Consider the following 18,044-nt stretch of genomic DNA (forward strand, 5'->3'; position numbering starts at 1 on the left):
CGGGAATAACATTTCCCACCTCTTTTTTTCGTTCATGAATATAGTGGAGGTGATTGACATGATAACCACGACAAGAGCAAAAGTACGAGTAAAGTGGAACAGGATAACGCGGACAGCAGTACTGCTGCTTGGTGCTATTTTGATCCATGGATGTTCGATTGCGGATCATACACCTCCTGAAGCATTGCTTGACAGAGCACTAAATGGCATGGCAGGTAAAGATCAGTTTCGCTTTCAGGGGATGGCTGAAATTCGAACAGGTAGAGATAAGCTGCTGGCGAAGCAGCTGCGATATGAGGGAGAAATTCAACAGCATAAGGGGATCTATATGCGGTTAAGCCCTCAGGCTGAGCAGACAACGACAGAGAACAGATGGAATCCGCTTAAACAATTGGAAGAGCTTAGAATCGATGGGGCCAAGCGTGTGAAGGCGCTGACAAGTTATGATCCCGTTGTACAAACACATGCAGGCTCAACAAGCAAGATGCATATTATGAGCATGGACGAGAAGCAGCGAGCGGATTTGATTCCATTGCAAGTTGATGTAGACGCAGAACAAGCTAAGCACATGTATACGAAACAATTGATTGATGATTATGATCGGTTGATTACACCAAATGTACAGCTGCAGCAAATGAAGGGCAGCATGTCTCAAGCTGACGAGCAAAAGCTGCAAAAGAAACTATCAGCCCTTGCTGCTCAAGGCCGTAAGGATCTCTATGCGAAGCTGAAGAATGCAGCGGTACAAGCGAAGTATGTGGTATGGGTAAATAAGCGTGATTCGCTTCCTGCCTACGTAGAAGGTTGGATCACTTCATCTTATGATGAGCAAGGAGAGCCGAAGGAAGAGCTGGTTCACATGCAGTCCCGATTTTTGTATGAGTAGAGTATCACTTGTACAGCGGTAGGAACCGCTGACGTCATGCGATCATCGTGATACAATGATAATCGTAAGATCATGCAAACCGACCGAGGAGGAACCATAGGATGAAAGACCCAAGAATAGAAGAGCTTGCGAAAAACTTGGTTGGATACTCTGTGGATGTACAGCCAGGGGAAAATATCCTTGTAGAGATGATTGGATCTGAGCGTGAACTGGTTACATGTATTGTGAACGAGATTGCTAAGCGTGGCGGCCGTCCGTTTGTGCAGCTAACCGATCGTTCTGTGCTGCGTTCGCTTCTCTTGAATGCAACCAAAGAGCAAATGGAGACATGGAAAGAGTACGATTTGCTTCGTATGCAGAATATGCAGGGGTATATCGGTATTCGTGCAGGGGAGAATGCGAATGAATTGGCAGATGTGCCAAAAGATAAGATGGCATTGTATGAGTCAATTTACTCCCATCCTGTACATATGGAAGAGCGTGTAAAACGCACGAAATGGGTTGTGCTCCGCTACCCGAACGCTTCAATGGCCCAGTTGGCGAACACATCGACAGAGGCGTTTGAAGATTTCTACTTCAATGTATGCAACCTGGACTATTCCAAAATGGATACAGCGATGGATGCTTTGAAAAACTTGATGGATCGTACTGACAAGGTACGCCTGGTCGGACCAGGAACAGATCTTAGCTTCTCCATCAAGAACATTGGTTCTGTCAAATGCTCCGGACAACGGAACATTCCAGACGGAGAAGTGTATACGGCTCCAGTGCGTGATTCGGTGAATGGCACCTTGTCCTACAATACACCGTCCATCTACAACGGGTTCACATTCGAGAACGTGAAATTCCGTTTTGAGAACGGTAAAATTGTGGAGGCAACAAGCAACGATACGGATCGCTTGAATGAAATCTTGGATTCGGATGAAGGGGCTCGCCACATCGGGGAATTTGCAATTGGCGTCAATCCGTACATCTTGCACCCGATGAAGGATATTTTGTTCGATGAAAAGATCGCGGGCAGCATTCATTTCACACCGGGCCAAGCCTATGACACAGCGGATAACGGCAATCGCTCGTCCATCCACTGGGACTTGGTTCTGATCCAACGTCCAGAGTACGGCGGCGGTGAGATGTACTTTGATGATGTGCTCGTACGCAAAGACGGCCGATTTGTCATTCCAGAGCTGGAATGCTTGAATCCTGAACATTTGAAGTAGTCTATATTTGCCTGCTTCTAATGAAGGATTTCACCTTGCGCCAAGACTCTTATTCACGGTATGATGGAAGCGTATAAATTTAGATGTGATTTACTGAGACGGAGGGATTTCAATGTCTAACAACACGGCAATTGTGGAAATCTCGCAAACAGCGAACAAATTCAGATCCTCGATTGTGTTACAAGCCGACAACAAATACATTGACGTAAAAAGTATTCTTGGCTTGTTCACAACGCTCGTTGGTAATCAAGCCTATGAACTGCATGTCCATGGTCCAGATGTGGACGAGGCAAAAGCAGCAATGGCTGAGGTATTTGCAAAGCACGGTTTGAATGTAACTGTTGTAGCCGAATAATTCGAAACGAGAAGAATAGGGGGCCGGGACGATTTGTCTCGGCTCTTCTTTCATATTGGAATGAGACTGCGACGTTCATGTTGACGGTTCATTATATTTTTTGTCGCCATGCAACATCTGTGATACAGTAAATATGCGCGCGGTGCAAGGCATTCAGTCCTTTATGAACGTTTGCCATGGCGCTGGAAATGTGCGGTTTATCACATAGAAGTTCACCGTGCATCTTGTGTTACAGGGCGTGATCGTCTAATATTAGAAATAGAACAAACGTGACTTCGGGTCATAGGGGGGAAATCAGGCATGTCTTCGTCGGATGTGGTACAAAAGATCAATGATAAGGCGCTCGCTCTGCTTGAAGATGATGCGCATCAAATAGAGAAACTCATTCAAGTTCAAATGGAGAACTTGGCGACGCGTTACTGCCCTCTCTATGAGGAAGTGCTAGATACGCAGATGTATGGTTTTTCTAGACAGGTGGACTTTGCGGTAAGAGCTGGATTGGTAGAAGAGGATGTCGGACGTATGCTGGTCAGCAGATTAGAGCGGAATCTTGCCGTATTGTATGAAGCATTGAACAAAGCAGAGAAATAAATAGAGAAGAAAATATGTAGAGCGTATAGCGTAACGGCTGAATACAAAGAAAGCTTGGGACAAGTCCCAAGCTTTTTGTGTTCATTATGTATAAAAAAGTTGATGACAAGCTGTCCCCACGCTTAATAGCTGAGCTAGATCGCATAGACCGGATCGCTTAGACGAGATAGAAGGAGACGCCAAGAATCACATACACAGCTAACAGCAGCAGGCCTTCGTACCAGTTCGTACGACCGTCTTGGGAAATGGATTTGGCTATAAATACAGAGACGCCAATTGCCACCATCTCAATGGTTGTAAATACGATATCCATCGTTTGTCCAAACAGTGTACTGACGAAGACGAGCACCGGTGCTACGAACAGTGCAATTTGCAAGCTGCTGCCAATTGCAATTTCGACGGCAGCGCCAATCTTGTTCTTCATGGCCATCATAACTGCCGCGCTATGTTCTGCAGCATTGCCCACGATCGCAATCACGAATGCCCCTACGAACAGTTCGGATAAGCCGAATTGTGCGGTGAATGAATCCAGGGTGCCAACAAGCCATTCACTGACGAATGCGACCATGACCGTAGATAGAAGCAGATAAAAGATAGATCTGGATTTGGACCAAGCAGGCTCTTCTTCGGCTTGCTCTTCACCAACCGCCGATTCGTCTACGAGCATGTCCTTATGCGTAATCATAGAGAACACGAGCCAGAGTAAATAGGCAGCGATCAATACACCTGCTACGATTAAGCTGAGTGTCTTCGTTCCTTCTGCACTGATGGAATGGGTCGTAAAAAATGCGGCGGGCACAAATAATGCAATGACAGCAAGCAGCATGAGGGAGCCATTCATTCCGGCAAGCTCAATGTTGAATCGCTGCACTTTAAACTTCAATCCGCCCACGAATAAGCTAAGGCCCAATACAAGCAGCAAGTTGCCGATAATTGCTCCTGTTAAACTGGCCTTGACCATGTCGAATAGTCCTTCCCGCACAAGGAAGATCGCGATGATAAGCTCAGCTGCATTACCGAAGGTTGCATTTAGGAATCCTCCAAGTCGCTGGCCTGCATAATGGGATACACTTTCTGTAGATCGTCCGAGGAAGCCCGCCACGAAGATAATCGCGATTGCGGAAATAACGAATTGCACTGTCATATTCCAATGGAGGTAATGACCTACCCCGCTTAGGACGAATGTGATGCACAATAGCGCGAAAAACAATCGGTTGCGCAAACCGACCACTCCTATCGTTTAAATTGTTTGGGCCAAAATATCTGATATTTAATATAGCGAACTGATTTTCGTTTGTAAACTATGGCCAATTGATCCATTTTATCGTGCAACATCTGAATTTGGGGCGAGTTGAATACTCTGTTTGCTTTCATGTTCAATAATCGTCTACAATATAGGTGAGACAGAAAGGAGGATGACGATGGCTGAGGAACAATTGAACACACAGGAAGGTAACATTCGGATATCCGACGATGTCGTCGCCACAATCGCTGGTCTTGCTGCGCTTGAAACTCCAGGTATTGCTGCTATGTCAGGCGGACTGTCCGAAGGTTGGGCGAAGCGATTGAGCGGCAAGAACGTGCAAAAGGGTGTATCTGTAGAGGTAGGTCAAGTGGAAACCGCTATAGATCTGCGAGTGATTGTCATGTATGGCATGCCAATTCAGGAAGTGTGCCGCCAGTTGCAATTAAACGTCCGCGAAGCGGTTCAGAATATGACCGGACTAGACGTCGTTGAAATTAATATTAAGGTAGAGGGCGTCGCATTTAAAGACGAGGAGCTGGAGGAGATTCAGCGAATCACCAAATAGGCACTTATGCTTGCATGCACAACACACAAAAAAAGACTACACGGACCTGAGCGGTCGGTAGTCTTTTTTTGTTGTTCGTTCGCGAGAATTCGGCAAGCTGCCAACTGGCTTTTTATCATGACTTATCCGATTGGCCTCGCGGGAGACGCTCAGTAATATGCCGATACTCGCCATCGTAATAAGCAGCGAGGAACCGCCATAACTAATGAGCGGCAGCGTAACACCGGTAATCGGTATCGTTCTCGTTACGCCTCCAATGTTGATGAAGGCTTGAACGGCAATAATACCGATAATGCCGACGCTCACAAGCGTTCCGTACGTATCCGGGCATCGGAGGGCGATTATAATACCACGCCAAATGAACATCAAATAGACGATCAGGAAAATGCTTGTTCCAATAAAGCCCCATTCCTCGGCGATGATGGCGAAGATGAAGTCATTATACGGATAAGGCAGATACAACAGCTTCTGGATGCTCTGACCGAACCCGGCTCCTGTCCATCCGCCATGAGCGACGGCCTTCAACGATTGAAGCAAATTATAACTGGTTCCTTGTGCATCTTGAAAAGGATCGAGCCAAGACTGGATGCGGGCGAATTGATATCCGTCCGCCAGCTTCCCGGGCGATAGCAAAGAATGTAATCCTAAAACGACAATCACACCTGTTAGTCCTACCAACAGGCAATTCATGATGTGCTTCAGGTTGGCTCCGCCTGCAATGACGATTACACCGGCGCAGGCGGCCAAAATCATCGCAGATCCAAAGTCGGGCTGCAGCATGATCAGGCCGACAACGAAGCCGACGATAATCATGACAGGGAAAAGCCCTTTTTTGAAATCTCGAAATTTCTCGCCCTTCTTGGTTATTAAGGCGGCCAGGTACAGAACAATTGAAATCTTAGCCAATTCCGCCGGCTGTACCCCAATGGTGCCGCCGATACCGAACCAGCTTCTTGCCCCGTTTCGCTCTTGTCCTATATAAGGAACGAGAGCCAGCATTATAATCGTAACAATAAATAAAGGGATAAATAACTTTTTATACATTTTGTACGGGATATTCATTGCAATCAGCATTGCAATCAATCCTAATCCAGCCCACATGAGCTGACGTTTGCCGAAGTAAAGTGCATCGTGGTTGTATAAAGCAGAAACGGCAGCTAGACTAGAACTCGCACTATACACCATGACGACACCGAATCCTACGAGCAATAAAGTAAGCACGAGCAAGGTGAAATCCGGCGTGCCTTTGGCTGGTGGAGACGGGGTATCTCGTTTCATGGGTTTGTATGTTCTACTCAAGTGAGAACCACTACGCGCTGAGCGCTTCCTTCAATTGATGTAGGCGTTGAGTAGCGGTATTGAGCTGTGCTTGCGGGATCGGGGTTTCATAGTCCAACCCATGCGGGAAAGACGCACGTCCCATGTAGACCGCTTCAATAGCCAAAACGGCATCGGGCTTCTCGAGCTTGCCTTCTTTCACTCGTGTATTAATACGCAAGTAATAGTCTTCGCTGCCTGCTTCCATCTTCAAGTCGTATGTAGCACGGTAATACTCCCATTGGCCTCGTACGAAACCGAGCTTTTCCATTGCTTCGTCAAGATAAGCAAGGTCGGATTCAAGCCCAATCAGGCCAGAATTTTCGATTATCATGTACCACTTTCCTCCTTCGAGTTCTCGTCTACCTTATAAGTACAACCATCTTTACTCATTTCCATGATAGTATGTTTCCTACGCTTGCGCAAGAGATCCCTAGCGTGGTTACCGCATGAACCGGCGCATCGGTCAAAATCATGCAAAGATATCTACGGTAGATTACGGGGGTATGGTACAATATTGGAAATGTGAAGGTAGGGGGAGAGAAGGATGAGTGTGTCTCAAGCATCGTCCTTATGGAAGGAAGCTTTGTCAACACAGTTTGAGCAGACGATCGCATGGCGGCGTTATTTGCATCAGAATCCGGAACTGTCCTATGAAGAGTCGAAAACAGCCACATTTGTAGCGAATCAGTTGCGTTCCTTCGGAATTGAGGTTGAAACCGGCATTGGCGGAAATGGTCTGATAGGCCGGATTCGCAACGGCGATGGTGCTGTCGTTGCTCTGCGCGCAGACATGGATGCGCTTCCGATTCAAGATGAGAAGCAGTGCGATTATCGCTCACAGGTTCCTGGCGTCATGCATGCATGCGGTCATGATGGGCACACAGCTACGCTGCTGTCGGTAGCCAAAGTGTTGTCAGAGCAGCGCAGCCTATGGACGGGAGAAATTCGATTGCTGTTCCAGCCTGCGGAAGAGGTTAGTCCTGGCGGGGCCCAGGCGATGATTCGTGATGGAGCGCTCGAAGGTGTGGATCGGATCTATGGCGTTCATCTGTGGACGCCGATTCCTACAGGCATTGTAGCTACACGCGAAGGATCGATGATGGCAGCTGTAGATGATTTCCGCTTGACGATTGCAGGGAAGGGCGGTCATGGGGGGATGCCGCATTTATGTACGGATGCCGTCCTTATTGGGGCATCGCTTGTACAGCAGCTGCAGTCGATTGTGAGCCGCAATGTATCTCCGCTTCAGCCGGCTGTTATATCTGTGGGCTCTCTTCAGGCAGGCACGACACAGAATATTATTGCTGATCGAGCTGAACTGAAGGGGACGATTCGTTCCTTCGATCCAGAAGTTCGACAGCTGCTACGGCAGCGCTTCGAACGTATTGTAGAGCTGACGTGCGCGATGCATGAAGCCGAATATGAGATGGAATTCCGTGTTGGCTATCCAGCACTTGTTAATGATGGCAGCGAGGCTGAACGCGTATTCCGCATTGCAGATGAAGTGGTCGGTCAAGATTGCGTTCGGGAAGCAGAAATGATGATGCCTGCTGAAGATTTTGCCTATTATGTAAAGCAGATACCGGGTTGCTTCGTACTTGTAGGAGCGGGAAATGAGGATCATGCTCGTTATCCACACCACCATCCGAAGTTCGATTTTGAGGAGTCTGCCATGCTGATTGCGGGGCAAATGTTAATCGGATTAGCAATGGATGCATTAGCCGAGCAAAAGTAACCATTGGCTGCATGTGATATAGTAGTATAGAATACGTAACGGGATTAATCTGTAGTAAAAACATGTAAATGGCTGATATTTAAAATGAATGAGCATTAGATCGCACTATGCCGAAGAAGTGATTGGCTCGCTTGGATATGTTTCGCCAATTGGGGCATCCTATGCCTGAATAGGAGGATGCTGATGTCAACGGTACAAGAGGTAATGACGACAACCTGTGCCACATGCACAGTATTGGACAACATTTATGAGGCAGCCGTCAAAATGAAGCAATATGATACGGGATTTATTCCGATTGTAGATGGTGAACGGCTCGTTGGGGCAGTAACGGATCGGGATTTGGTGCTGCGCGGGATTGCGAGCAAGCACCCAGGCTCGACGCGCATTTCGCATATTATGACAGAAGAACTGGTTAGTATATCGCCGGATGCGACGATTGATGAAGCAGCAGCGTTAATGGCTGAGCAGCAGGTTCGCCGACTGCCTGTAGTGAAGAACGGCAAGCTCGTAGGAATCGTATCGATCGGTGATCTAGCGAAGCGGACACCGTTCGCCGATGAAGCAGGTCAGGCGCTCAGCGAGATATCTGAATCGCCTTATACACATTAGGGCTAGTTAAGGACACAGGAACAGTTCATCTCGTCTTCTGCTATAGGGGAGAGATGAACTTTTTTGCATTCTGCGGCCTCATAAGAAGGGCGTTGGAATACAGCTTTACACTAGGTGAAATAGTTTGACTTGATTGATGAAGAAAACGAGGGGAGGTGCAACAAATGGCAAGAGAGACGTTTGCACTTGTTGTGCAGCAGGATATGACGATATTGGTTAATGCGCAGTCTACCAGTTATTCAGACATTCGCCGTGCCCTACTAGGATTTGCAGAGTTAATGAAGCATCCGCAAGGACTCCATACCTTTCGTATGACCCCAATCACGCTGTGGAATGCTGCGGCGAGCGGGAAGACTGCGGAGATGGTATGCGCGGTGCTGGATACATATGCGACATACCCTGTTCCTGTAAAGGTCAAGCAAGAGATCGCGATGTGGATGGGGCGGTATGGCTTATTCGTTCTGCATGGAGAAGAGCGAGATGCGAGCATCACCCTGCACGCCAAGGATCCTAAAGTGTTGGATCGGATGCTATCGGATCGGGAGGTAGGCAGACTTTTTACAGGGAAGCCGCAGGATGGAATTGTAGCGATATTAGCGAAGCACCGTGGCCGCTTGAAGCGAGCGCTTGCCAATGCTGGGTATCCGATCGTGGACAGGGTTGGTTACAGAGATGGAGAGCCGCTTGATTTTCAATTGAAAGAGCAGGGGGGCTTTCAAGTACGGGATTACCAGCGCGAAGCTGTGCAGGCATTTATCGGCAGCGCGAAGCGTGCAGCTGGAGATGGCGTCATTGTGCTGCCGTGTGGGGCGGGCAAAACGATCGTTGGAATAACCGCCATGACAGAATTACAAAGCGAGACCTTAATTCTAACCTCGAACACGACTTCCGTGAAGCAGTGGAAGCGGGAGATTTTAACCCGGACGACATTGTTGGATGAACAAGTTGGTGAATATACCGGTAAATCCAAGCAAGTAAGACCTGTTACAATATCTACCTATCAGATGATGACCTACCGTCAGGATAAAGAACGTGAGTGCCAGCATATGCACCTGTTCCATGAGCGGGATTGGGGGTTGATCATCTATGATGAAGTACATTTGCTTCCGGCTCCGGTATTTCGCACGACGGCTGATTTGCAGGCCACACGGCGGCTTGGCTTGACTGCTACGCTCGTCCGTGAAGATGGCTGCGAACGGGATGTATTTTCCCTAATTGGCCCAAAGCGGTACGAACTGCCCTGGAAGGAGCTGGAGCAGGACGGGTGGATCGCAGAGGTCGATTGCGTGGAAGTGCGAGTGCCTTTGTCAGAGGAAGGCAGGAAGTATTATCTTCAAGCGGGAGAGCGAGATAAGGCAAGGATCGCTGGAGAGAATGAATTGAAGATAGAAGCGGTAAAGCGGATCTTGAAGCGCCATCCGAAGCTTCCAACGTTGATTATCGGACAATACTTGCAGCAGTTGGATCGGTTGTCACAATCTTTGTCAGCACCTGTACTGACAGGAAAAACACCGCAAGAAGAACGTGAGCAGCTGTATGCTCAGTTCAAGCAAGGCTCGATAGAGGTGCTTATTGTCTCCAAGGTTGCTAATTTTGCTGTAGATTTGCCGGATGCAACGGTAGCTATTCAAGTGTCAGGAAGCTTCGGTTCGAGACAAGAAGAGGCCCAGCGGCTTGGGCGGCTGCTTCGTCCCAAGGCGGATGGCAGACAAGCCAGTTTCTATTCGGTCGTAAGCGAGGATACAAAGGAACGGGATTATGCGATGAAGCGGCAGCGGTTTCTAGTAGAGCAAGGGTATCAATATGCAATTGAGCAGCAGGAGGACTGTCATGAATACGTATCAACTATGGAAGCGAATGGAACAAAATAAGGAGCATTCATTCAGCCAGCAATGGCAAAAATTCAGCGACAATCCTGTTCAGATTGTCGAGGCTTATGCAGCGCTGCCGGAGGAGCATAGAGCCTCGTATGATGTCATGTTCAATCGAACGGCTACGCTTCCTTTCGCATTAGACGCATTGCGCAAATGGCACGGTCCTATGGCAACAGGTGCAATGCTGCGTGCCGCTTGCGGCCCATTATTGAAATCAGGTTTATTGGCGAGTGTGCGGACAACCTGGGGAGAACGGCTCTTTTTTATTCCTAAGGATGTTTATGAGCGCCTGCTTGCATTTCGATTAGATAGAATGGACTTGGAAAATGTCCCTCAGTCCAAGGGGACGAAGTCAGGAGATGAATGGCTGTACTCACTTCAACCCCTTGATGGAAGCAATGTCATATCGGTAGAATCCTCCAAGGGAATGTTGAGGGACTTGTTCCAACTCCTTGTGTATGCGCTGAATGAAGGACTGCCTCTTACGGCCAAGGGAGTACTGCATAAAAGGGCGATCTCAAGGCTCGATTCCTTGCTTTGTCTGCATGGACAGGTATTTGCTGGCTGGAACGTCAAAATACCTTTCGCTGAGTCGATGCCGATACATGTAGCCATTGTGCTTGATACGGCACTTCGACTTGGGCTGCTGCGCAAAGATGCAACAAGCTATACAGTGGAGAACGACCAATTGAAAAAGTGGCTCAACTTGCCTTCACAGGAAGCGCTGCGGGCAATTGCCGAGGTTGTCATTGAGCACTATTTACCAAATGAGGCATTGATAAGACATGTTGCATATGCGGTGCTCCATTTCGGAAGGATGGGTAAGTGGAGCTCGGATGAAATTGTCGGACATGCCTGTCGTGATCTCGGATGGCTCGATATTGGGAATGTCACATTTGACACAGTGCGGCAGCAAATAAAGGAGTGGCTGCGTACATCCCATGCATTAGGGCTGTGCGATGTCGGGGAAGCTGATGACTGCTGGATGTTCCGCACTGTGTATCAAGAAGAGGATGAACAGGAACGGGTTCTATTTGTACAACCGGATTTCGAGATTATGGTGCCTCCTCATGCTTCGTTTCTCATCCGCTTCGAATTGGAGGTATTTGCCCAGCTATGGAATTCCGACCAGATGGATACCTATCGTCTTACCCGCGAATCGTTCGAAAACGGATTGGAGCACGGTCGGTCGGTTCAATCCGTTCTCTCCTTCCTAGAGAGGTGTTCGTTGACTGGGGTGCCGGATCCAGTACGTGACGCTATCGAAATGTGGGGGCGACAATACGGAAGAATTCAGTTCTCGGAAGTGGTTCTTCTTCGTTGTGCAGACTCGGATACGGCCCAAGCTGTGCAATCAGCGATGGAAAGTTCCGAGGTGCTCAGGAACTGGCTTGTTCCAATAAGCTCTGAAGATTACATTGTAGATCGAGATCATGTGGATGAGGTTGAGAGTCAACTGATTCGTTTCGAATTGCCGCCCTTAAAGCGCTGGGGCGGTGAGGAACGAAGACGTATGCCGAAGCTGTGGCAGGATGGGAATCATGGGCAAGTGGCGGAGGAAGCGGATCTTAAAGGGCCAGTTTACAGTCCATCCTCATTGCAGTATTATGAAATGGATACCGGTTTACTCGCACAAGATGCAGAAGAGGCTAGTTATAATGATATTTCCGGCCAGTGGACGAAGGCTTTGCGATCCTATCATACCTCGACGAAGCGGGATATGGTGATGGCTGCTATCCGGCATCAGACACAGCTTGAAGTTGAGGAAGAGGGAAGATTACAGGTAATTGTTCCGTTGACCTCAACAAGTTCTGATGACCTGGGCTGGGCGATAACGGCTTACGTGCTGCCTTGCTTGTCAAGTGACAAGCCGGTTCAATTGTCTCCTGAGAAGTGGGACAGGGTACGCTTGATCGTACCCGAGGGGCTGCTGTAGGGTTGGACTGCTCTGTCCCTCATCGTACTACTCTACAAAGAATTGAGCGTGATAACGTGCCAATAGAAGAAAAACAAGATGTTGCCGATATGGCCGTTCTGCTCACCAATGCATATGAATTAGGCGACATGATCAACCAGTCGATAGAGGTTGCCGATTATGTGATGTGGAAAGAACGCATGGAAGGCAATGAGCAGGTAAAGCAGCTCGTACGCGAATTTGCCCGCAAGAAGGAACGCTTCGAAGAGGCGGAGCGGTTCGGCCACTTCCATCCCGATTATCATAAGGCAAAGGATGAAGTGCTCGCTGTACAACAAGAGCTGGAGTCTATAGAAGCAGTATATCAATTCAAGCAAGCCGAGGAAGCAGTTGATAAGCTGCTGCATCACTTGTCAGAAACAATTGCTCTTGCCGTGTCTGAAACGATCAAGGTGCCGAGCAATGATCCACAGCCGAAGGGTGGATGTGGTAGCGGCGGATGCAGCGGTGGTTGCAGCAGCTGTTCCTAGTAGAACGGCAGGGGGAGGGCAAGTGTTATGGTTCCTGAACGGACGGGGTATATCGTATGGGTAAGCGATGTGAAGGCTGCTCGTAACTTGGATAAATATGGGACGCTTCATTATGTGTCAAAGAAAATGCAATATGCCGTCTTATACGTGAACGCGGAAAAGGCGGAAGATACAGTTAAAAATATGAAGCGCCTAAATTATGTAAAGAAAATCGAGCGCTCGTATCGCAACGAGATTAAAACGGAATACAGCAAGGATGTTCCAGATAAAACTCGTTTTTACGGAATGTAATGGTAGTAACGGATATGCAGACCACTCCGTGTGTTGGAGGGGTCTGCTATTTTTTTGCAAAATCCGATTTTGATGTTAAAGTTTTCCTAAAATGAGTGAAAAAGTTCATTCCTGAACTTGAGAACAGTTGACACATCATGTAATATAATGGGTATATATACATAGATAAAAAGACCTAACATGGTGGAGAGTGGTGAAGCCAATGAGAGATAAAGTAATGAATCGATGGAGCACCTATGAACCTTTCTATGTGTTGTTAGGCGATAAGAAAGTAGCCAATGTTGTCATAACGAATCATGCGCGATCCCGCTGGATTGACCGTATCGCGAAGGAAGAGGCGGATGTTGAATCAATAGCGGCGTTTATATGGGACAGCTTGAAGCAGAATCGGATCATTTCTTACTATCGCAATGAGCAGGACGTGTTCTTAATTGATGATGATTTGGTCGTGGTAGCAGAGTTCGTGGAATCTGACACGGAGTTTGATTTGGCGGGCGATCCGTTATCCAAGATGATCATCGTTACGTTTCTCGGCAAAATGTCGGAAACGATGGAACTGCGTGATTTAAAGACTTATTATTCATGGCTGCGGCACTCGCGGCGCATGACGTTGGTGAAGAACAGCCGCAAGCATAGATGAATGCTTCGATGGATCACACATACACACTAGGCCAATCAGATCATCTGATTGGCTTTTTTGATATGTTTATGACAATAGCCCCGGACAGCTGGATCTGCAATGCCTGCAGATGGAGCATCGGATGAGATACATGTTTTATGGAATCGCGCAATTTTACGCTATAATAGAGGCTAGGAAGCAGGAAAGAGGGGAAAGGCGTATGGGGTTGAATTTTCATCAGCTGCATATATTCTACAACGTCGCAACAAGAGGAAGCTTTTCGGCTGCGGCACAAGCGCTGCATATGACGCAACCGGCAGTAACGATGCAGATTCAGGCATTGGAAGAGTATTTCGGCACAAAGCTGCTGCACCGTTCTACGAAGAAGCTGCAATTGTCTGAGGCGGGCCATAAGCTGTTCCCTTATGCACATCGTTGTATGGAGCTTGTTCGTGAAACAGAGGAAATGATGTCGAATTACACACTCGACTTGCATGGCAAACTTGTGCTTGCGGCGAGTTTGACCATTGGTGAATATATTTTGCCGCCGATCCTCGGTCAATTTGCCAAGCTGCACCCGCAATTGGATATTCAATTACGGGTGATGAACAGCTCGCAAATTGTAGATGGCATTCGCAGTCAACAATTACATCTTGGACTTGTGGAGGCCCCAGTGGCGGATCACGACATACACGTTGAACCAATCATGGAAGACGAGTTGATGCTCGTCGTACCTCGGGATCATGTTTTGGCCGCAGCAAATGAAGTAAAGCTTGAGGATGTTCTGTCCTATCCATTTGTGCTGCGGGAAATCGGATCCGGTACACGAATTGTTATGGAGGAAGCGCTTCGGCGTCTCGGAATTGAACCGGAAAGACTTCATGTAGTCATGGAACTGGGGAGTACGGGAGCTGTGAAATCGGCCGTTGAGGCAGGAATTGGGGTAACGATGCTGTCACCATCTGTTGTGCGGCATGAGGAGGCGTTAGGGTTGGTGAAGACTGTTCGTATCCGACAGGTAAGTGTGAAACGGCAATTTTATGCGGTACATGCTCAAGCTGATCTTTTGTCACTGCCTGCGACAGCGCTGCTGACAATGCTTCGCAATCGACATGATAAGGGGCTGATAAGATGAATAAGAGATCTGACGACATTCAAGTAGAGGAGACCATGTTATACGCTCCACAAGGAGCGGGAGGTTCAAGTGAGGAGCACGGTGGCGCGGATCTGCATACCCATACAATTGCATCAGACGGGATGACAACGCCTGCTTATAATGTGAAGCTTGCCTATTTGGCCGGTCTGCATGCTGTAGCGATTACCGATCATGATACCGTGCTGGGTGTGCCGGAGGCGGTTGCTGCTGGAGAGCAATATGGTGTTCAAGTCGTGCCTGGTGTTGAGATTAGTACGGTTGAAGACGGTATCGATATTCATGTGCTCGGTTATTTCCTGGATATTTCGAATACAAAGCTGCTGGAGCGGCTGGCTGAGCTTAGAGCAGTTCGGGATCGTCGCAATGAAATGCTCGTTGCGAAGCTGACGGAGCTGGGAATCCCGCTCACGATGGAAGAAGTGGTGTCGGAACTGGGACGGCCGCTGTCTCCTGGAGAGACAGTAGGGCGTCCTCATATTGCAGATGCCTTAGTTCGCCGAGGAATTGTTCAAAATATGAAGGAGGCTTTCGACGAGTATCTGGGTGCTGGAGGAAAGGCGTATGTGAACCCTCCTCGCATTCGTCCGCAGGAGGCAGTTGCATGGATTCACGATGCCGGCGGCGCTGCGGTTATGGCCCATCCTGGGATTTATCATCGGGATGATCTTGTCGTTCGCTTGTTGGATGCAGCCCCATGGGACGGCATTGAGGTATGGCACTCGGATCATTCTGCAGAAGATGCTAAGCGCTATAAAGAAATGGCATGTGCGAGGGGCTTACTGCAGACTGCAGGCTCTGACTTCCACGGAGCTCGCAAGGGAGATGTATTCCACGGAGCATTGGGCGGCCGCCGTGTGAAGACGGATGTGGTTCGCGAGCTGCAAGAGCGGGCACAGCGTGTTCGGGCGGAGCGCAGTAGCTGAATGCTCGTACTGTTGAAAATAAACGGGCTGATTGTATACCCCAAACTATTTTCGTATCGTCGTATAGAGAAGAAGACCTGCTGACTTAGCAGGTCTTTTTTTGTATTTCAAGGCCGCTATGGCGCAAAGGAGTGATTAGCCGCCTTGCTTGACTGTTAGGCTCATGCTTTCAATGCGCTTGGCGTCAGGCGTGATGAAGAGCGTCTTCTGCCGCTCATAGATGACGAATCCAGGCTTGGCTCCGTTCGGCTTGCGCACATGGCGGATAAGCGTATAGTCGACAGGCACCTGGCTGGAGTGCTTCGCTTGGCTGAAATAGGCCGCGAGTTGGGCAGCCTCTTCTAGAGTCGCATCTCCGAATTGTTCGCTGCGGATGACGACGTGTGACCCTGGTATATCTTTCGTATGCAGCCAAGTATCATTCGGTTTGCCGAGACGATTGGTTACGTACTCGTTTTGCAAATTATTTTTTCCCACATAGATTGGGATATTTTCAGATGAAGTATAGCAGTATACCGTTGGGCGACTATCCTTCTTCTTCCGCTTATCCTTGCGGCCGCGATCACGTAAATAGCCCTGCCCTACAAGTTCCTCTCGCATTTCCTGTGCATCTTGCACAGTTGCATCCTCAAGCTGCTGCATCAGTGTCTCGAAATAGCGATTTTCCTCCCGCGCGGCTGTCATTTGCTCTTGTACCACGGCAATACTGTTTTTAGCTTTATTGTATTTCTTGAAATAACGCTGCGCATTGTCTGAAGGGGCAAGCAGCGGGTCAAGCGGGATCGTGATGGATGCACCGTTCTCATCGTAATAGTTAATAAGCGTAATTTCGTTGTCGCCTCGGGAGATCATATGCAGGGAAGCAAACAGCAGCTCTCCCATGATGCGGAATCGATCAGCATCTTGCGCATCTTGCAGCGTCTCCTCCAGCTTGTCTAATTTTTTCGTGTTCTTCGCATGCTCCTGCTGCAGGAACCGGAACAAATCCCCGACGCGCTGCTTAATCATATCGCGTTCGGCCTTGTCCCCATAGAAATGCTCCATACATTCACTCATCGTATCAAAAGACTGAGTCTCGCCGTTGATATGGGTAATTTCCAGCGCAGAAAAATAAGTTTTGCCTCGCTGATCTACAAGCAAAGTAGGCTTGTACCGTTGTTGAGAGACATCGTCCATTGCCTGTAAAAATACTTCATGCAAGCGGAGAACCACCGTATGAGGCGTACGCGGTTCTTGCTCTGCTGTAGCTTCCGTCAGTTCTTGGCCATCTAGTGCAGTAAACAGGCCTGTACGCCAGACGATCTCATCAGCCAGTCGTGGACTTACACCGGAGAAGTGCTGCACAAGCCATTTGGATAAAAATTTGAAATCGATAATTTGTTCAGGTGAAGCTTCGATGTGTTCCAAAAATAAAGATTCAAAGACGGATGGCTCTACAGACAGCGGATCCAGCTTGTGCTGCTCTGGCGGTGCCGTGTAGGCGAACCCAGGCATGATAATGCGGAAGCTGCTAATAGCAGGTGTTACATGGTGAATACCATCAATAATCGTAGAAGATGCTGGATCGACGATAATGATGTTGCTGTGTCTGCCAGTCAGCTCAATAATAATCTTCTTCTGTGATTCATCTCCCAACTCGTCCCTAGAACGAACGGTAATATGCAAAATGCGTTCTCGTCCAATCTGCTCGATTTTCTCGATAACGCCTCCTTCACAATGTTTGCGCATAAGCATGCAGAACATTGGCGGCTCCGGCGGGTTCATATAAGAATGCTCCGTAAAGTGAACGCGCGGATACGTCGGGTTGGCAGAGAGCAGCAATTTACGATTTTTCCCGCCAGTTCGGATATGCAGGATCAGGTCGTGTTCGGTAGGTTGATATAGTTTATGAATGCGGGCGCCTATCGTCTGTTGCAGCTCATCGACAAGGGCACGGGTTACAATTCCATCTAATGACATCGTATTAAAGCTCCTATCTTATTTATATTCAATTTCTCAGCAAGGCCGCCGCAGCAAGATTTGCTGCATGAGGATACGGGCAAATGGCACCCTCGCTACTAAGGGAATCGATCATCCTTCGTGTTAAAACAAAAGCTCGTATGACTGAGCCAATGTGTGTTGTTTGTAACTCCTATCATGCCATATTTTCGATCAAAACTTAAGTGTCTATTGGATCGTTGGGATATTTTCGGACTCGTCCGAATACCTTTAG

At 48.3% G+C, this 18,044-nt stretch carries 18 protein-coding genes; 14 read left to right on the forward strand and 4 right to left on the reverse strand.

The window, feature by feature from the left end:
- The first annotated feature begins 58 nt into the window (after window positions 1-58).
- The 4 genes from ACQ5BJ_RS09525 (at window position 59) to ACQ5BJ_RS09540 (ending at window position 3,049) form a co-directional block, all read left to right on the forward strand.
- A complete protein-coding gene (locus tag ACQ5BJ_RS09525) occupies window positions 59-886 on the forward strand; it encodes a hypothetical protein (protein WP_268622596.1) in 828 nt (275 codons plus the stop codon).
- A gap of 101 nt (window positions 887-987) precedes the next feature.
- Window positions 988-2,103, forward strand: a complete 1,116-nt coding sequence (locus ACQ5BJ_RS09530) for an aminopeptidase (protein ID WP_268599633.1) — start codon at window positions 988-990, stop codon at window positions 2,101-2,103.
- Window positions 2,104-2,215: 112 nt separating this feature from the next.
- Entirely contained in the window at window positions 2,216-2,458 is a 243-nt protein-coding gene (locus ACQ5BJ_RS09535; protein WP_163975671.1) for an HPr family phosphocarrier protein, read from the forward strand.
- Between the two features lie 300 nt (window positions 2,459-2,758).
- The gene (locus ACQ5BJ_RS09540; protein ID WP_005548206.1) at window positions 2,759-3,049 is read left to right on the forward strand and encodes a YlaN family protein; all 291 of its coding nucleotides are present in this window, start codon (window positions 2,759-2,761) and stop codon (window positions 3,047-3,049) included.
- A gap of 157 nt (window positions 3,050-3,206) precedes the next feature.
- On the opposite strand, the gene cax is transcribed toward ACQ5BJ_RS09540, so the two are convergent.
- The gene (gene cax, locus ACQ5BJ_RS09545) at window positions 3,207-4,271 is read right to left on the reverse strand and encodes a calcium/proton exchanger (RefSeq protein ID WP_005548208.1); all 1,065 of its coding nucleotides are present in this window, start codon (window positions 4,269-4,271) and stop codon (window positions 3,207-3,209) included.
- Between the two features lie 199 nt (window positions 4,272-4,470).
- Between cax and ACQ5BJ_RS09550 the strand changes: the two genes are divergently transcribed.
- Complete coding sequence (locus ACQ5BJ_RS09550) at window positions 4,471-4,860, forward strand: Asp23/Gls24 family envelope stress response protein (protein WP_005548210.1); 390 nt, start codon at window positions 4,471-4,473, stop codon at window positions 4,858-4,860.
- A 36-nt stretch (window positions 4,861-4,896) separates the two neighbouring features.
- Here the strand turns inward: ACQ5BJ_RS09550 and ftsW are convergent, their stop codons facing one another.
- Together ftsW and ACQ5BJ_RS09560 are read right to left on the reverse strand one after the other, a co-directional pair.
- Window positions 4,897-6,138 (reverse strand): putative lipid II flippase FtsW, encoded by a 1,242-nt coding sequence (gene ftsW, locus ACQ5BJ_RS09555; protein WP_163975665.1) that lies wholly within the window; start codon window positions 6,136-6,138, stop codon window positions 4,897-4,899.
- A 31-nt stretch (window positions 6,139-6,169) separates the two neighbouring features.
- Complete coding sequence (locus ACQ5BJ_RS09560) at window positions 6,170-6,511, reverse strand: YugN family protein (RefSeq protein WP_005548216.1); 342 nt, start codon at window positions 6,509-6,511, stop codon at window positions 6,170-6,172.
- Window positions 6,512-6,724: 213 nt separating this feature from the next.
- On the opposite strand from ACQ5BJ_RS09560, the gene ACQ5BJ_RS09565 reads away from it, so the two are divergent.
- The 9 genes from ACQ5BJ_RS09565 to ACQ5BJ_RS09605 all read left to right on the forward strand — a co-directional run bounded on the left by ACQ5BJ_RS09565 (window position 6,725) and on the right by ACQ5BJ_RS09605 (window position 15,832).
- Entirely contained in the window at window positions 6,725-7,915 is a 1,191-nt protein-coding gene (locus ACQ5BJ_RS09565; protein ID WP_430109942.1) for a M20 metallopeptidase family protein, read from the forward strand.
- A gap of 183 nt (window positions 7,916-8,098) precedes the next feature.
- Window positions 8,099-8,524, forward strand: coding sequence for a CBS domain-containing protein (locus tag ACQ5BJ_RS09570; RefSeq protein ID WP_005548219.1), 426 nt, complete (start codon window positions 8,099-8,101; stop codon window positions 8,522-8,524).
- A 164-nt stretch (window positions 8,525-8,688) separates the two neighbouring features.
- Window positions 8,689-10,395 carry a DNA repair helicase XPB gene (locus tag ACQ5BJ_RS09575; protein WP_005548221.1) on the forward strand — a complete coding sequence of 569 codons (1,707 nt, stop codon included), beginning with the start codon at window positions 8,689-8,691 and terminating at the stop codon, window positions 10,393-10,395.
- Window positions 10,355-12,334: a helicase-associated domain-containing protein gene (locus ACQ5BJ_RS09580; protein ID WP_289355005.1), complete on the forward strand. Its 1,980-nt coding sequence runs from the start codon at window positions 10,355-10,357 to the stop codon at window positions 12,332-12,334. Before ACQ5BJ_RS09575 ends, ACQ5BJ_RS09580 begins: the two co-directional genes overlap by 41 nt.
- Window positions 12,335-12,423: 89 nt before the next feature.
- Window positions 12,424-12,843, forward strand: a complete 420-nt coding sequence (locus tag ACQ5BJ_RS09585) for a YlbF family regulator (RefSeq protein ID WP_040736092.1) — start codon at window positions 12,424-12,426, stop codon at window positions 12,841-12,843.
- Window positions 12,844-12,870: 27 nt separating this feature from the next.
- Window positions 12,871-13,134, forward strand: coding sequence for a YlbG family protein (locus tag ACQ5BJ_RS09590; RefSeq protein WP_005548226.1), 264 nt, complete (start codon window positions 12,871-12,873; stop codon window positions 13,132-13,134).
- Between the two features lie 202 nt (window positions 13,135-13,336).
- On the forward strand, window positions 13,337-13,774 hold the full coding sequence (locus tag ACQ5BJ_RS09595) for a hypothetical protein (RefSeq protein ID WP_040736017.1): 438 nt from the start codon (window positions 13,337-13,339) through the stop codon (window positions 13,772-13,774).
- A gap of 199 nt (window positions 13,775-13,973) precedes the next feature.
- Window positions 13,974-14,888: a selenium metabolism-associated LysR family transcriptional regulator gene (locus tag ACQ5BJ_RS09600; protein WP_005548231.1), complete on the forward strand. Its 915-nt coding sequence runs from the start codon at window positions 13,974-13,976 to the stop codon at window positions 14,886-14,888.
- Window positions 14,885-15,832, forward strand: a complete 948-nt coding sequence (locus ACQ5BJ_RS09605; protein ID WP_430109937.1) for a PHP domain-containing protein — start codon at window positions 14,885-14,887, stop codon at window positions 15,830-15,832. The genes ACQ5BJ_RS09600 and ACQ5BJ_RS09605 overlap by 4 nt, the downstream gene beginning before the upstream one ends.
- A 135-nt stretch (window positions 15,833-15,967) precedes the next feature.
- Here the strand turns inward: ACQ5BJ_RS09605 and ACQ5BJ_RS09610 are convergent, their stop codons facing one another.
- Window positions 15,968-17,791 (reverse strand): Rqc2 family fibronectin-binding protein, encoded by a 1,824-nt coding sequence (locus tag ACQ5BJ_RS09610; protein WP_005548235.1) that lies wholly within the window; start codon window positions 17,789-17,791, stop codon window positions 15,968-15,970.
- Window positions 17,792-18,044: the final 253 nt, after the last annotated feature.

Origin of the sequence: Paenibacillus sp. B1-35, assembly GCF_050474385.1 — a bacterium.
Classification (GTDB): Bacteria; Bacillota; Bacilli; order Paenibacillales; family Paenibacillaceae; genus Paenibacillus_B; species Paenibacillus_B alvei.

Excerpts from the sequence above, each read along its gene's own strand:
- ACQ5BJ_RS09580 (WP_289355005.1), top strand. The coding sequence starts at position 10,355 with ATGAATACGTATCAACTATGGAAGCGAATGGAACAAAATAAGGAGCAT.
- ACQ5BJ_RS09610 (WP_005548235.1), bottom strand. The coding sequence starts at position 17,791 with ATGTCATTAGATGGAATTGTAACCCGTGCCCTTGTCGATGAGCTGCAA.
- ACQ5BJ_RS09590 (WP_005548226.1), top strand. The coding sequence starts at position 12,871 with ATGGTTCCTGAACGGACGGGGTATATCGTATGGGTAAGCGATGTGAAG.
- ACQ5BJ_RS09550 (WP_005548210.1), top strand. The coding sequence starts at position 4,471 with ATGGCTGAGGAACAATTGAACACACAGGAAGGTAACATTCGGATATCC.
- ACQ5BJ_RS09600 (WP_005548231.1), top strand. The coding sequence starts at position 13,974 with ATGGGGTTGAATTTTCATCAGCTGCATATATTCTACAACGTCGCAACA.
- ACQ5BJ_RS09525 (WP_268622596.1), top strand. The coding sequence starts at position 59 with ATGATAACCACGACAAGAGCAAAAGTACGAGTAAAGTGGAACAGGATA.
- ACQ5BJ_RS09595 (WP_040736017.1), top strand. The coding sequence starts at position 13,337 with ATGAGAGATAAAGTAATGAATCGATGGAGCACCTATGAACCTTTCTAT.
- ACQ5BJ_RS09585 (WP_040736092.1), top strand. The coding sequence starts at position 12,424 with ATGGCCGTTCTGCTCACCAATGCATATGAATTAGGCGACATGATCAAC.
- ACQ5BJ_RS09575 (WP_005548221.1), top strand. The coding sequence starts at position 8,689 with ATGGCAAGAGAGACGTTTGCACTTGTTGTGCAGCAGGATATGACGATA.
- ACQ5BJ_RS09535 (WP_163975671.1), top strand. The coding sequence starts at position 2,216 with ATGTCTAACAACACGGCAATTGTGGAAATCTCGCAAACAGCGAACAAA.
- ACQ5BJ_RS09540 (WP_005548206.1), top strand. The coding sequence starts at position 2,759 with ATGTCTTCGTCGGATGTGGTACAAAAGATCAATGATAAGGCGCTCGCT.
- ftsW (WP_163975665.1), bottom strand. The coding sequence starts at position 6,138 with ATGAAACGAGATACCCCGTCTCCACCAGCCAAAGGCACGCCGGATTTC.
- ACQ5BJ_RS09570 (WP_005548219.1), top strand. The coding sequence starts at position 8,099 with ATGTCAACGGTACAAGAGGTAATGACGACAACCTGTGCCACATGCACA.
- ACQ5BJ_RS09605 (WP_430109937.1), top strand. The coding sequence starts at position 14,885 with ATGAATAAGAGATCTGACGACATTCAAGTAGAGGAGACCATGTTATAC.
- ACQ5BJ_RS09560 (WP_005548216.1), bottom strand. The coding sequence starts at position 6,511 with ATGATAATCGAAAATTCTGGCCTGATTGGGCTTGAATCCGACCTTGCT.
- ACQ5BJ_RS09530 (WP_268599633.1), top strand. The coding sequence starts at position 988 with ATGAAAGACCCAAGAATAGAAGAGCTTGCGAAAAACTTGGTTGGATAC.
- ACQ5BJ_RS09565 (WP_430109942.1), top strand. The coding sequence starts at position 6,725 with ATGAGTGTGTCTCAAGCATCGTCCTTATGGAAGGAAGCTTTGTCAACA.